Consider the following 13,523-nt stretch of genomic DNA (forward strand, 5'->3'; position numbering starts at 1 on the left):
CTGTTCTGTCTGAATTTTCGGCATTGTATACTAAAATCCCTATTTTGATAGTGTTAATGTGTAAAATAATTATGAATATTCAATGAGAGAGGGATTACATATGGAGAACAATTTAGATAGAATCAGAGATCAACGTCTAAAAGATCGGGTAGTTACACCTGAAGAAGCAGCTTCCTGGATTCAAAGTGGAATGACTTTAGGCTTAAGTGGGTTTACACGTGCAGGTGATGTAAAAGCAGTCCCATTTGCGCTTGTAAACCGAGTTAAGAATGATGAATCTTTTAAAGTAAATGTTTATACTGGGGCTTCTTTAGGATCGGATGTAGACAAATTATTTGCTGAGGCAGGAATTTTAGGGAAAAGATTACCTTTCCAAGCTGACGCGACTATGCGAAAAGGAATTAATAACGGAGACTTTTTATTTGTGGATCAACACTTGTCTCATACAGCAGAGTTACTCCGTGCTGACGTTCTGGATATAGATTTCGCCATTGTGGAAGCGGTTGCGATTACAGAGGACGGAATGATTATTCCAACCACTTCAATTGGAAATTCCTTAGCGTTTTCCTTAAATGCTAAGTCTATTATTATTGAAATGAATATGGCTCAATCCGCACAATTAGAGGGGCTACATGATCTATATGAACCAGGTAAACAAGGGGAGAGGCTTCCAATTCCGCTTGTGAAAACAGATGACCGAATTGGAACAATCGGTATTCCAATTGATCCTGAAAAAGTAAAGGGAATTGTGTTTACGAATCAATTGGATTCGCCATCGACAATTGTTCCTCCGGATGAAGAAACTGTTATTATGGCACAGCATTTAATAGAATTCCTTCGAGAAGAAGTCAAAGTAGGCCGATTAACAAATCGTTTAGCGCCGTTACAATCAGGAATTGGTTCAGTGGCTAACGCCGTATTGCATGGAATATTAGATTCAGAATTTGAAGATTTAGAAGTATATTCCGAGGTTTTACAAGATGCAGTTTTTGATCTTATGGATGCTGGAAAAGTCAATTTTGCTTCTTGTTGTTCTATCACGCTTTCTGAAGAGAAAATGCAACAAGTATTTTCTAACTTTGAAAAATATCGTGACAAATTAATGATGCGTCCACAAGAGATTTCCAATCATCCTGAAATTATTCGTCGCCTTGGATTAATCTCAATTAATACTGCATTAGAATTAGATATATACGGAAATGTTAACTCTACTCACGTTTTAGGTACAAAAATGATGAATGGTATTGGTGGGTCTGGCGATTTTGCAAGAAATGCCCGCCTAGCTATCTTTGTTACTAAATCGATTGCGAAAGGTGGTAACATTTCAAGTATCGTTCCTTTCGTTTCGCATGTAGACCATACTGAACATGATGTAGATGTTATCGTCACTGAACAGGGATATGCCGACTTAAGGGGACTTGCGCCAAGAGAAAGAGTGGAACTTATTATTGAGAATTGCGCACATCCAATGTATCGTGAACAGCTACGAGCTTATTACGAAGAAGCAAAAATAAGAGGTGGACAAACTCCTCATATTTTAGAAAAAGCTTTTTCTTGGCATACGAACTATGCTAAAAATGGAACAATGCTTGAAGCGGTAGTAGAAACTGTATAGGTTTGTATCGTACGAAATAGTAAAACGAATGAGTGAGCTTGAAGATTAAATTTTAGAAAAAGAGAACGCCAACTTTTAGGGATGGCGTTCTTTTTCTTTAAAAAAATTGTTGAAAATCGTACTGATTATAATAAAGATTTATAAAATTAATTTCTAATTTATGGAAATTAAAGGTTTTTTGAAGTGCTTTCCGAATCAATTTAGTAGTGTACATATTGAAAGTGAGGAAAAAGAATCATGAAGATAAGAGAAGCATTATTAAGTGAAGCAAATGAATTAAGTGAACTCGCACTACATTCAAAAGCAACGTGGAATTATAGTGAAGAATTCATACTTGCTTGTAAGGAAGATTTAACAATTACGGAGGAGTACATAAAAAATAATTTTGTATATGTTTTAGAAAACGATAATGCGAAGATTGGTTTTTTCTCATTTTTACGTAATGATAAAGCTCTCGATTTCTTGTACATTCATCCTCATTACAAAGGAAAAGGTTACGGGAAAATACTTTGGGAGTATGTAATAGAAAAAGCCAATGAACTAGGATTAAAAAGTTTTACAATTGATAGTGATCCGAATGCAAAAGGATATTACTTGAAAATGGGAGCACAGTTAATAGGAGAGACACCATCAACTGTCTTTAAGGGTCGTGTACTGCCTCTTTTGAAATATGATGTGTAAAACTATTAATAGTAGGGGAAGATTAGAATGGATGATGTAAAGAAAAAAAGAATATATGAAGCACTAATAAAATCGTGGTCGATTGAAACGAGTTCAAAGTGGACAATTGAAAACCCAGCAAAGGGACAATGTGGTGTTACAGCTCTTGTCGTTCAAGACATATACGGAGGAGAAATTAAAAAGACAAAAGTAAGAGAGGTATGGCACTTTTATAACTTTATAGATGGGCAGAGATTTGATTTTACAGAGACTCAATTCAATGGGAAATTGAATTATATGGATGAAAAGTCAAATCGGGAAGAAGCATTTGCAGATACAAATGAAAAACAATATAGCATTTTGAAGGGAAAAATAACGAAAGAATTAAAATTATCTTTTGACTCTTAATCTTTAATAAGTTACTATAATGGTGGTAACTTCATTAAAGGGAACTTCATAGAGTTGAAAGGGGAAATACTTTTGAAAACAACTTATGTAAACGCTACAATTGTAACGATGAATGAACAAAACGAAGTGATAGAAAATGGATATATCATTGTAGAAAATGATCAAATTATAGATGTAAAGAGCGGAGAATTTGCAAATGATTTTGAAGTAGATGAAGTAATTGACATGAAAGGAAAGTGGGTTTTACCAGGGCTTGTAAATACACATACACACGTTGTAATGAGTCTCCTAAGAGGTATTGGAGATGATATGTTATTACAGCCATGGCTTGAGACGAGAATTTGGCCACTGGAAAGTCAATTTACTCCCCAAATTGCGGTTGCTAGTACGGAATTAGGATTACTTGAGATGGTGAAAAGTGGTACAACATCATTCTCTGACATGTTTAATCCAATTGGAGTAGATCAAGACGCAATTATGGAAACGGTATCAAGGAGCGGGATGCGAGCTGCTGTTTCAAGGACTTTATTTAGCTTCGGAACGAAAGACGATGAAAAGAAAGCGATTGAAGAAGCTGAGAAATATGTGAAGCGTTATTATAAAGAAAGTGGCATGTTAACTACGATGGTTGCACCACATAGTCCATATACATGTAGTACAGAATTGTTAGAAGAGTGTGCTCGTATTGCAGTAGAGAATCAAACAATGGTTCATATCCACCTTTCTGAAACAGAGCGTGAAGTACGTGATATTGAAGCACAGTACGGAAAACGTCCAGTAGAATATGCAGCGAGCTGCGGATTGTTTAAACGCCCAACAGTTATTGCACACGGTGTAGTATTAAATGATGATGAGCGTGCATTTTTAGCAGAACATGATGTTCGAGTAGCTCATAATCCGAATAGTAATTTAAAACTAGGTTCTGGTATAGCGAATGTAAAAGCGATGCTAGAAGCAGGAATAAAAGTAGGAATTGCAACAGATAGTGTTGCATCTAACAATAATTTAGACATGTTTGAAGAAATGCGCATAGCGACTTTATTACAAAAAGGTATTCACCAAGATGCAACAGCATTACCAGTTGAAACAGCTCTTTCTCTTGCGACAAAAGGAGCTGCGGAAGTAATCGGGATGAAACAAACAGGGTCACTAGAAGCTGGTAAGTGTGCTGATTTTATTACGATTGACCCGTCTAACAAGCCGCATCTACAACCAGCAGATGAAGTGTTATCACACCTTGTATATGCTGCGAGTGGTAAAGATATAAGCGATGTAATTATTAACGGAAAACGTGTCGTTTGGAATGGTGAATGTAAAACGTTAGATGAAGAGCGTATTATATTTGAAGCAAGTCGTTATAAACGAGGTTTACAAAGATAACTTTTTTAGGCTGTGGAGAGAATCTTCTCCACAGCCTATTTCTAATTTGTAAACCTCACTATATTTTTTAAAACTTTGCAACAGAAGTGATAATGCTAACACTACCCAAAAAATTAGATGTTGACGCTAGTTTTAGAGTACATTGATAGTTAGGACATGTATTTATTTTTGGTTTTTAATAAACTTATTGTATTATTGTGTATTAAATGAACTATTAAGGCGATTAAAGGTAAAGCAGCTCCAATGAGTAAAGTTACTTCACTATTAAATTTATAGTAAGTATAACTTCCAATCCATGAACCAAAGGCTCCTCCCAAAAAGAAAATAGTCATATATAATCCATTAAGTCTGTTTCTTATCTCGGGATTCAAACCAAAGATAATTTTTTGACCTAATAATAAATTTCCTGCTACACCAATATCAATGCAGATACCTGAGATAAGAATTAAAATTATGCTAAATAGTGAATGATCTTGAACAAAGAATAATAGTACGATCGATAATAGTACGAGTGCCAATGATACATTAGTCATTGTAAAAATATAACCTTTATCTGCTATTTTACCAATAGTAGGAGTTAATAAAGCTCCAGCAATTGCAACAAAGCCAAATAATGCAATTTCATTATTTGAAAAATGTAATGGCTCTGATCTTAATAAAATTGGAATAGCTGTCCAATAAAGGCTAAATGCAGCAAATAAACATGCGTGATAAAAAGCTCTTTGTTGTAAAGGAGAAGTATTTATTAGTAGCTTTACCATAGAAGTTATTAAATTTGGATATGTCATGTTACTAGTTGAGATAACTTCATAGTTGGGTAAAAATTTTAGAATTAACAGTAATACGGTAACTAGGGTTATTAATGAAAAAAGAAATACCATTCTCCAGCTAAACCACTCTGTTATTCCGATAGATAATGGGCGAGCAATCATAATCCCAATCAATAAACCACTCATCACTTTACCCACATATTTACCTGCCTCTTCAATTGGCACGATTCTCATTGTTAGTGGAACTAACATTTGAGCTGCACAGGCCCCAATGCCAATTATAGTTGTTAATAGTAAAAAAATAATTCCGTTTGTCGAAATTAGCGTACCAATTAATGAAAAAATAGTTAACCCGATAAGAATTCCTATTATTTTCTTACTTTTCAATAAATCAGCTATCGGTACGATAAAAAATAACCCCAATCCATACCCAATTTGTGTCAAAGTAGTGAGCAATCCAGATAAATCAGAAGAAATGTTCAGATCTTTTGCAATGAATTGTACAATTGGTTGTGCATAATAAATATTTGCAGCAAGTGAACCACAACTAATTGCTAAAATAAATATTAGAAAATTTGTCTTTTTAGTCAATTTTATCATTCCTTTCTTTTTGGAACGTTCATTCCGAAATCATTAAAAAAGAAAGACTATAGGTCTGCAATAGTCTTATCTACTAGATGATAGGCTGAATTTTTCTCTTTTTTATATTTAGACATTACATTCAAACTATGATTTAAACTTAATAAAGAATATGCAACTAATTCAGTATCAACCTCTTGTGAAATTTCTCCTTTCTTTTTTCCTTCTTCGATAACTTGCTTAAATACTTTTTCAAGTTCATTAAAATCATTTATGAGTATTTCTTCTATGGCAGGGTCAATTTGTCCAATAAGCAGTGAAGAATTAGTTATCATACAACCTTTTGGAATTTCACCTGAATAACATTTTTCAATATGTTGATAAAAAAAGGATTTAAGTGATGCTTTTGTGTTTATACCACTAAAAAGTAAATTTCTCTTTTGAGAGCCATAATTTTTATAATGTTCCAAAACTAGTTTAAATAGTGCATCCTTATCTCCAAAGCTATCGTAGAGAGTAGATCGACTTATACCCATCGTTTCAATAAGATCTGATATATATGTAGCATCATAACCTTTTTCCCAGAATAAATGCATAGCTTTATTTAAAGCGTGTTCTTTGTTAAAACTAATACTTCTACCCAATTTATAACACCTCCATTCATGTAACTTAGTATAAATATTCCGGAACGATAAGTCCAGAATATTCGTCTTAATTTCCGAAAGTTTCGTAAAATATCCGTAAATGTTAATTTGGTATTGTGGTATTTAGATGCTATAAAATAGAAAGTATGTATTGAAGCGACAATTAAATTCGATTTTATTGAGGAAAAGTTAAGCTCCTATTAGTTTATATGTTTTTTTCGTTAAAAATCGAAAAGATTCCAAGGTAATCCATATCCTTTTAAAAGGATAGTTTTTTTCTTGAACGAATAAATATTCAAAAGAATGTCGCATCTTTCTGTTAGTATTTCTGCTATAATATATTACGCTTTATAATATTTTATATTTAAGGAGAACAACTCATGAAGCGAAAAAAGAGCCATTTAATGGTAATGGCACTTGTTACATCTTTATTATTAACAGCTTGTAATAATAAAGCGGATAAAAGTGACATAGAGGTTAAAAAACAAGTGTTAAATGTAACAGTATCAGAAGAAATTCCTTCTCTGGACACTGTGAAAACAACAGATGGTACATCAGCACACATTATGCAGAATATATTTGAAGGGTTATATGTATTAAACGATCAAGATCAGCCTACTCCAGCCATAGCAAAATCGTTTAAAAGAAGTGAAGATGGTAAGAAATATACATTTGACTTGCGTAAAGATGCAAAATGGTCAAATGGGGATAATGTAACAGCAAATGATTTTATATTTGCTTGGAAACGTGCAATTAACCCTGAAACAGCCTCTCAATATGCGTCCATGCTCTTTTATGTAAAAAATGCGAAAGAGATCAATAAGGGAACAATGCCTCTTGATGCACTTGGGGTTAAAGCGATAAATAATTATACGTTAGAAGTTGAACTCGAACAGTCAATTCCGTATTTTTTACAGTTGTTAGCACTACCTATATACTTACCACAGCATGAATCATTTTTGAAAGAACAAGGAAACAATTATGCATTGGAACCTAGTAATCTCATATATAACGGTCCATTTGTATTAGAAAAATGGAAGCATGAACAAGAGTTTCAATTAAAGAAGAATGCTACATATTGGGATCGAAAGAAAGTGAAATTAGACGAAATAAACTTTCATATCGTAAAGGATACAATGACAGCTGTAAATTTATATGAAGCCGGAGATTTAGATCGAGTACCTATTAATTCGCAAGTTGTAGACAAGTATAAAGGGAATAAGGAATTACATATGTCGAGTGATCCTGGAATTGCTATGCTTCGTTTTAATGAAAAAAATAACGCGTTAGCAAATAAAAAGGTGCGTCAATCTATTTCATTAGCGTTAAATAAAGATGATTTCGTTGCTCACTTTATTAATAACGGAGCAAAACCTGCAAGTGGACTTGTACCAGTTGGTCATGTAAATGAAGTGACTGGTAAAGATTTTAGAAAAGAAAATGGAGATATTTCCTCATATGATTTGCAAAATGCGAAAAAACTTTGGGAAGAAGCGAAAAAAGAGCTTGGGGTAGAACAAGTAAACCTAGAGTTCTTAACGTTCGAACAAGATAACGCAATACGTATGGCAGAATATATAAAAGGTGATTTAGAGAAGAATTTGCAAGGGTTAACGATACAAATTAAACAACAGCCATTTAAGCAAAAATTACAGTTAGAACAAATAGGTGATTACGATATAACTATGGCAAATTGGGGACCTGACTATAAAGACCCAATTAGTTATTTAGAGTTATTTACGACAGGGAATCCGAATAATAAAATGAATTATTCTAATGTTCGTTACGATGAATTAATAAAGAAAGCGAAAACGGATTTTGTACTAGATACGGAAAAACGATGGGAAGCGTTGCGAGAAGCTGAGCAGGTATTATTAGAAGATGCTGCGGTGGCGCCGCTTTATCATATTGGCTCAGCGTATGTACAAAAGGATTATGTAAAAGGAATTGAAAAGCATCAATTTGGTGGTATTTATACTTATAAGAATGCTTATATTGCTAATGAATAAATACAAAAAACCTTACTTTTTAAAAGTAAGGTTTTTTTTACAGGGGGCAGGGAAATCCTTTGGTGGTGTTCCCTGCATATAAAGAAGATAAATGCAAAATTGTAGGTACACATTCATAAGAAGTTGCAACAAATAAGATTGAGCAGTTTGTTTAAGTAAAAAGAAGAATAGAAATATAGCATACAAGGAATAAGGAAATGTAGTACAGATCAGCATACAAACATTCTTTTTCTGTAACTATGTTTGTTTTTAATTATATAAAAAAAATATTAGATTATATATTTTGTCCTTGGTATACTTAAAAGGTAATTTGGGGTATTAAGATGATTTGATAGAGGTGTTTGTGTGGAATTATTTGAGTATTATAAAAAAAGGGGACGGTTTAAGTGTTTAATTGGGACAGGGATTTTTCTCTTTGGATTATATTGTCTGTATAATAGTTGGAGTGATGTTAATTGGGGAGAAATAATATTTATGGTTATAGCTTCGTTTGTTTTTGGGGGAATTGGATTTTGGCAATTAAGAAAAGGGAATTTATTAAAAGAGAATATAGCTAAAAATGATTTGAAGTTTTGGGATATTGATACTTATGTTTTACTAGAATTACCTCAAAATAATAAACATTACGGTTTATATACTCCCGATGGCGCCTATATAGTAGGAACAACTATAGTTCCAACTGATATAATTTCTTCAAAATTACCTTTTTTAAAAAACAAGCAAGTTGTTGGATTGGAAGCAAAGGATGGGGAAATTCTTGCATATTTTCATAGTGAAGTTGAAAACTATGATTGGGCTATTTATGACTCAAATTATAATTGTGTAGGGATGTTTAAAGAAAATATGATACAAGGATTTGGAATGGTACGTGGTTCTTTAATGAATGAAAAAGAGATGAAAATTTGTGAAGTAGAAGTTGAATTTGATTTTTTCGAAACTTCTTTTCGGACAATGGATAACCGGATATTAATAAACTGTAAAAGAGGATATATGCCTTTGGAATGGAGCGAAAGATTCGGATTAAATGTACCTATTATTAAATTAGGTAATAATATTTCTAATGCTGAAAAGATATTTGGTTTAGGGATTCTTTTCTACATTTTAGAAACAATTAAAGTAAGAAAAAGTAGGGTTTTTAATGATTAGGATTAAAAATTTGTGTGATGAAATTTTTTGAATGCGTTATTGGGATAGGGGGATATCCATGGGGAATATACAAGTTAGACCGGAAGAATTGAGAAGAATTGCAAAGAATTTTAAATATGCTAGTAATATAGAATCAGATCGTCATTTTAAAATTCAAGGGGAATTATTAAAGCTTCAAATGAGATGGGTTGGTGCTTCCAGTTTAAGTTTTTATAATGATCTACCTAGAATGAATAAAGCACATGAATCTTTTCTTAATATTATAAAGCAAATAGAAGATGAATTACTTCGTATAGCAGAGAAATTTGAAAAAGCTGATATGGAATACTCGTCTAAAAACTCTAAAAATGATTCACTTTTGATGAATTCAAAGTCAGCAGTTGAAGCGGGAGCTGGAGTAGTTGTAAAAGGAATTGGTTATGTAATTAATGGTGAAAAATATGAAAAATCACTTGTAGATGAAAAGGGAACTGGTGGTCTATTTATTAAGGGGCTTACAGTTGAAGCTGAGCCATTTGTAAGTTCTCGTACTTATGATAAATTTGATGTGAAAGATAAAAACAAGAGGGAACAAACTTTTGGACCAATGGCTGGTTTTACGGTAGCTCAAGCTGGAATAGAACTAGAGAATATTAAAGGATCTAATGTGGGAGCTGAAGCTAAAGTAGCACTTGCTACTGCAGAGTTAGGTGCTCATGTAGAAAATGGGAATTTACATATAGGAGCTGAAGCTACTCTGGTAAAATATGAGAGTGCTATAAAAATCCCACTTCCATTTTCTGATAAAAAATTACAAATTGGAGGATCGGCGTCACTTGGGACAGTCGGGGGATCTTTAGAAGCTGGAAAAAGTGGAGTGAAATTCCATGTACCATTTGGTCCTGGTGTAGGTTTATGGGGATTTGGTGGAGAATTTGCTATTAAAGAATAAAGGGGAAAATTAGTATGAATAAGAAAGTGAAAATTTTAAAATATTTTATGGTTATATTAGCTTGCATTGCAATTTTTGGGACAGTTTTACCTAATGCATTAGATCCAAATGAATCATTAGCAGGGAAAATTTCAATTGCAACTTTCGGTACAATTGGAGCTTGTTTACTATTCTCTATTATGTATTTTATTGTAAAAAAAGCTATTTTAAGAGGTGGGAAATAAGATGGGACAAAATTTAGAGTTAGAATTACTTCCAATAGGTTCTGTTGTAATGTTTAAAGATTGGGAACATCCATTAATGGTTTATGGAAGAAGACAAATGGATTCTGAAACAAAAACAACATGGGATTATGTATGTTGTTATTTCCCTCATGGTAATATTTCTTCAGAGTACAATTTCTTCTTGAATCATGAAGATATTTCTAGTGTGTTACATCTTGGTTTTATTAATGAAACAGAATTAGAGTTTCAAAAATTATTTAAAAAAGAAATTGAAGAAAAGCAGTGATTCTTTTTAGGTGTTGGTGTTTTTGAAATAGTTAAAGAATGGATTTTAATTCTCATATACATAAAAAAAGGGGAATTTCTATGAAATCATTACGTTTATTTATGATTCTCACTCTTGTTGTATTGTTAAGTGCGTGCAATACAGCAACACAAGTTACAAAGGTTCAAAAAAATGGCGAAACGACTTTGAAAATTGGTTCTCTGCAAGGGTATTACGATGTACAAACGCTTAAAGCTGAAAAAGGAAATGTGGAAATCCCTTATGAAGCAGCTGTTGAAGAAGGTACAATTTTATTACAAGTTACAAAAGATGATAAGGTTATTTATGAAGAAGAAATCACTTCTCAAAAAGAAGGTTTGCTTTCTTTTGAAGCTCCAAAATCCGGATCATATGATTTAATTGTACGCGTGAAGGGTGAAAAAGAGAAAGCAAAAGAAATTCAAATACATACTAAGCTATGAAAAAATGGCAAGTGGAGTGCACCCGCTTGCCTTTTCCATTTTCAGTTGATTCTGTTAAAACAAATGAAGTTAAAATAAGAGATGAACAAAAGAATATGTTACAACCTTGGCATGTTAGTAACGAAATTGATATCTCTCTTTTACATGATAAAAAGACTGGGTTTGATGCATTTTTATTCGAAAGAGATGTAGATGGTAAAAAGCAAGTAGTAGTATTTAGGGGGAGGGACATAAGGTGATGCTCTTTTTGGAGAAGGTGTCCCAGACTTTACTACAGATATTGATTATATATGGAGGGAAATAAGTTGAAAAGCATTGAAGTTCTAAATACATACATTGAAGGGATTTCTGTTGCAATCCCTACGTGGTTAAAACATCTAATTGAGGCAGAGGAGATACATCAAAACTATGAGAATGTACAAGCACTTGGTGCATTAAAAACAGATGCAGTGTTGTACTATGTACACCGTACGCTGCAAGTGCTAGATGGATTGCCTTTAGCTGAAGAAGCGTATCATATTATTGAAAAGGTACTAACGTATAGTGAACTTGCAAAGGTAGGATCTTTAAAACAGCGGGAGCAATGGAAGAAAAAAGGGATTAATCTATTGGTACATAATGAGGGTTCTGCTGATATCTTTAGTGACATTCAGTTTATTGAACGTGTAGAGACAAACTTAAACGCTATTGAATATTTGTTTATTCGAGATTTAATTAGAACACATGGATTAATCGGGCAGTATATCCGCGGAGAGGCTCGTTTGGACTCCCATATTGATTTAATTAACACATATAAAGAAGAATACGGAGACGTTAGGTTAAAGGAGATTCTATACTATCTTAACCAATGCATTATTGAGGGCGTATCAAAAGCTTTGTGGAGTGAAGTGAAGAACGATGTGAAGATTACAATTGATGGTTTGTTTGATGGTTATATGGAACCATTTACTTCTCGCATACATAGACTCACGCCAAAACATAAGGAGTCAGCATTTGAAAAAGATATAATTATGGGGAGCGAGAAGAGTGACGTTCAAACATTCTTATTTGATAAGGATTTATGGTATGTAGAACCGTCTATGCATGCTCTTAGCTTTGAGGATATTTGGACAGTTTTTGTTATGTTAAAGAATGAGATAGGCACTAGAAAAGTTCAGCATATACATTTCGAGAAATTGATGCAACAGCTGCATTATGATTTTAAAGGCGAAAAAAAGGACAACGTGTATCGTAAGCGGGTTATTGAGAAGTATCTACGGGAGTACCGTGAGAACGAGAAACCGAATACAACGCATGTTTCTTTTAAGGTTAAAGTCGATGAAGATATGAAGACTGCGTATGTGTCGTTTCAGTTTTCTGCTGTAGGTGAGGCGTTAATTACCTTCTGTGTAGAGGCAGAAAAGATAGATATGATGCATGCTCGGGCAAATGTGCTGCTGTTTGATTTCTTCGGGTTACGAAAGGATGCATATGATAGATTCCATAACGAAGAAGTGTATTTGGAGCATATGAATAGCTCGGCTGATGATAAACGAATTATTCTTGATTATATAAAGGGAGATACGATTGTAGATGTCGGAGCTGGTGGTGGTGTCATGCTAGACATGATTGAAGAAGAGACCGAGAATAAACGAATCTACGGTATCGATATTTCTGAAAACGTGATTGATACGTTGAAAAAGAAGAAGCAGAACGAAGGGCGTTCTTGGGACGTCATTAAAGGAGATGCAATCAACTTAAGCAGCTCGTTTGAACAAGAATCGGTTGATACGATTGTATATTCTTCTATCCTTCATGAGCTGTTCTCTTATATCGAGTATGAAGGTAAGAAATTCAATCATGAAGTTATTAAAAAGGGGCTGCAGAGTGCCTATAAGGTGTTAAAGCGAGGAGGTCGTATTATCATTCGTGATGGCATCATGACCGAAGATAAAAAGTTAATGCGGTTGATTCGTTTTAAAGATGCAGATGGAATGAAGTTCTTAGAGCAGTATGCCCATGAATTTAAGGGGCGTACAATCCAGTATGAAGTAATTGCAGAAAATACAGTCAAAATGCCTGTTAACGATGCAATGGAGTTCTTATATACATATACTTGGGGCGAGGACTCCTTCGTTCATGAAGTGCAGGAGCAGTTTGGAATCTTTACGCCAAACGATTATAAGGATTTTGTAAAGAGTATCTTTGGAGATAAAGTAAACATCGTTCAAGCTATGAACTATTTGCAGGATGGATATACAAACCATCTTAGCGAGAAAATCGAGTTTACAGATGAGTCTGGGAATGCGGTTGCGCTACCAGATAGTACTTTCTTTATGGTTTTAGAAAAGAGGCAATGATGTTGAAAACCTTTAAAAATATAATTTTAAAAAACTTAATTTAATAATCTTCAGTTAAAGAGCGTGTTTTT

14 protein-coding genes are annotated in these 13,523 nt (G+C 33.6%); 12 read left to right on the forward strand and 2 right to left on the reverse strand.

From position 1 onward, the window contains the following. Positions 1 to 100: 100 nt before the first annotated feature. From ATL10_RS03415 to ATL10_RS03430, 4 genes are all read left to right on the forward strand, one after another. Positions 101 to 1,615, forward strand: coding sequence for an acetyl-CoA hydrolase/transferase family protein (locus tag ATL10_RS03415; protein WP_071714441.1), 1,515 nt, complete (start codon positions 101 to 103; stop codon positions 1,613 to 1,615). A gap of 237 nt (positions 1,616 to 1,852) precedes the next feature. Further along, positions 1,853 to 2,296 (forward strand): GNAT family N-acetyltransferase, encoded by a 444-nt coding sequence (locus ATL10_RS03420; RefSeq protein WP_000701896.1) that lies wholly within the window; start codon positions 1,853 to 1,855, stop codon positions 2,294 to 2,296. A 27-nt stretch (positions 2,297 to 2,323) separates the two neighbouring features. Next, the gene (locus tag ATL10_RS03425; protein ID WP_110496425.1) at positions 2,324 to 2,683 is read left to right on the forward strand and encodes a YunG family protein; all 360 of its coding nucleotides are present in this window, start codon (positions 2,324 to 2,326) and stop codon (positions 2,681 to 2,683) included. Between the two features lie 54 nt (positions 2,684 to 2,737). Further along, positions 2,738 to 4,063 carry a bifunctional S-methyl-5'-thioadenosine deaminase/S-adenosylhomocysteine deaminase gene (locus ATL10_RS03430; protein WP_002153101.1) on the forward strand — a complete coding sequence of 442 codons (1,326 nt, stop codon included), beginning with the start codon at positions 2,738 to 2,740 and terminating at the stop codon, positions 4,061 to 4,063. Between the two features lie 149 nt (positions 4,064 to 4,212). On the opposite strand, the gene ATL10_RS03435 is transcribed toward ATL10_RS03430, so the two are convergent. Both ATL10_RS03435 and ATL10_RS03440 read right to left on the reverse strand, forming a co-directional pair. Further along, positions 4,213 to 5,433 (reverse strand): MFS transporter, encoded by a 1,221-nt coding sequence (locus tag ATL10_RS03435; protein WP_098508709.1) that lies wholly within the window; start codon positions 5,431 to 5,433, stop codon positions 4,213 to 4,215. A gap of 47 nt (positions 5,434 to 5,480) precedes the next feature. After that, complete coding sequence (locus tag ATL10_RS03440; protein ID WP_000533752.1) at positions 5,481 to 6,056, reverse strand: TetR/AcrR family transcriptional regulator; 576 nt, start codon at positions 6,054 to 6,056, stop codon at positions 5,481 to 5,483. A gap of 380 nt (positions 6,057 to 6,436) precedes the next feature. On the opposite strand from ATL10_RS03440, the gene ATL10_RS03445 reads away from it, so the two are divergent. The 8 genes from ATL10_RS03445 to ATL10_RS03480 all read left to right on the forward strand — a co-directional run bounded on the left by ATL10_RS03445 (position 6,437) and on the right by ATL10_RS03480 (position 13,452). Then, entirely contained in the window at positions 6,437 to 8,065 is a 1,629-nt protein-coding gene (locus tag ATL10_RS03445) for a peptide ABC transporter substrate-binding protein (protein WP_065228631.1), read from the forward strand. Between the two features lie 345 nt (positions 8,066 to 8,410). Continuing rightward, the gene (locus ATL10_RS03450; RefSeq protein ID WP_139213205.1) at positions 8,411 to 9,211 is read left to right on the forward strand and encodes an ABC transporter ATP-binding protein; all 801 of its coding nucleotides are present in this window, start codon (positions 8,411 to 8,413) and stop codon (positions 9,209 to 9,211) included. A 58-nt stretch (positions 9,212 to 9,269) separates the two neighbouring features. Continuing rightward, entirely contained in the window at positions 9,270 to 10,142 is an 873-nt protein-coding gene (locus ATL10_RS03455; RefSeq protein WP_023521673.1) for a WXG100 family type VII secretion target, read from the forward strand. Between the two features lie 14 nt (positions 10,143 to 10,156). Beyond that, positions 10,157 to 10,366, forward strand: coding sequence for a hypothetical protein (locus tag ATL10_RS03460; RefSeq protein ID WP_001036914.1), 210 nt, complete (start codon positions 10,157 to 10,159; stop codon positions 10,364 to 10,366). 1 nt (position 10,367) lies between these two features. Beyond that, positions 10,368 to 10,652, forward strand: a complete 285-nt coding sequence (locus ATL10_RS03465; RefSeq protein ID WP_000531359.1) for a DUF4176 domain-containing protein — start codon at positions 10,368 to 10,370, stop codon at positions 10,650 to 10,652. An 80-nt stretch (positions 10,653 to 10,732) separates the two neighbouring features. Continuing rightward, positions 10,733 to 11,113: a BA_1872 family lipoprotein gene (locus tag ATL10_RS03470; protein WP_000838921.1), complete on the forward strand. Its 381-nt coding sequence runs from the start codon at positions 10,733 to 10,735 to the stop codon at positions 11,111 to 11,113. After that, positions 11,110 to 11,352 (forward strand): hypothetical protein, encoded by a 243-nt coding sequence (locus ATL10_RS30900; RefSeq protein WP_141505434.1) that lies wholly within the window; start codon positions 11,110 to 11,112, stop codon positions 11,350 to 11,352. The genes ATL10_RS03470 and ATL10_RS30900 overlap by 4 nt, the downstream gene beginning before the upstream one ends. 66 nt (positions 11,353 to 11,418) lie before the next feature. Further along, positions 11,419 to 13,452: a class I SAM-dependent methyltransferase gene (locus ATL10_RS03480; protein WP_139213207.1), complete on the forward strand. Its 2,034-nt coding sequence runs from the start codon at positions 11,419 to 11,421 to the stop codon at positions 13,450 to 13,452. Positions 13,453 to 13,523: the final 71 nt, after the last annotated feature.

Origin of the sequence: Bacillus sp. 196mf (genome assembly GCF_003217275.1) — a bacterium.
In the GTDB taxonomy this organism is placed as follows: Bacteria; Bacillota; Bacilli; order Bacillales; family Bacillaceae_G; genus Bacillus_A; species Bacillus_A thuringiensis_S.

Bases quoted from the DNA above. Each gene is read 5' to 3' on its own strand.
- ATL10_RS03415 (WP_071714441.1), top strand. From the start codon at position 101: ATGGAGAACAATTTAGATAGAATCAGAGATCAACGTCTAAAAGATCGG.
- ATL10_RS03420 (WP_000701896.1), top strand. From the start codon at position 1,853: ATGAAGATAAGAGAAGCATTATTAAGTGAAGCAAATGAATTAAGTGAA.
- ATL10_RS03425 (WP_110496425.1), top strand. From the start codon at position 2,324: ATGGATGATGTAAAGAAAAAAAGAATATATGAAGCACTAATAAAATCG.
- ATL10_RS03435 (WP_098508709.1), bottom strand. From the start codon at position 5,433: ATGATAAAATTGACTAAAAAGACAAATTTTCTAATATTTATTTTAGCA.
- ATL10_RS03445 (WP_065228631.1), top strand. From the start codon at position 6,437: ATGAAGCGAAAAAAGAGCCATTTAATGGTAATGGCACTTGTTACATCT.
- ATL10_RS03455 (WP_023521673.1), top strand. From the start codon at position 9,270: ATGGGGAATATACAAGTTAGACCGGAAGAATTGAGAAGAATTGCAAAG.
- ATL10_RS03460 (WP_001036914.1), top strand. From the start codon at position 10,157: ATGAATAAGAAAGTGAAAATTTTAAAATATTTTATGGTTATATTAGCT.
- ATL10_RS03465 (WP_000531359.1), top strand. From the start codon at position 10,368: ATGGGACAAAATTTAGAGTTAGAATTACTTCCAATAGGTTCTGTTGTA.
- ATL10_RS03470 (WP_000838921.1), top strand. From the start codon at position 10,733: ATGAAATCATTACGTTTATTTATGATTCTCACTCTTGTTGTATTGTTA.
- ATL10_RS30900 (WP_141505434.1), top strand. From the start codon at position 11,110: ATGAAAAAATGGCAAGTGGAGTGCACCCGCTTGCCTTTTCCATTTTCA.